This window comes from Shigella sp. FC1967, from assembly GCF_001743005.1.
Lineage (GTDB): Bacteria > Pseudomonadota > Gammaproteobacteria > Enterobacterales > Enterobacteriaceae > Proteus.
Genome location: NZ_MIIZ01000261.1, coordinates 1 through 254 on the forward strand (window position 1 = coordinate 1; position 254 = coordinate 254).

At 44.9% G+C, this 254-nt stretch carries 1 pseudogene; it reads left to right on the forward strand.

Going from position 1 to position 254, the window contains the following annotated elements:
* Nucleotides 1-254, forward strand: a pseudogene (locus tag BHE89_RS02405) (hypothetical protein); the annotation flags it as partial.

The following is a 254-nucleotide window of genomic DNA, read 5'->3' on the forward strand; positions in this document are numbered from 1 at the left end:
CGACGTCGCAAGGTATTAATACGCAATGGCGCAATGCGGTGGTAAATGACTGGAATAACGCCTTTGGAGGTCGTTATCCCCTTAAAAATACCCAAAGTGAAATTTCATTACCTTTAATGGCACAATATTTACGCCCTGATAATGGGCGTATTCAGCGTTTTTCTTGAAAGCCATCTCAACGGAGTGTTGCGTAAAGAAGGCACCCATTGGGTACCCGATACCACCAATGCCCAAGGCTTAACCTTTAATCCCGA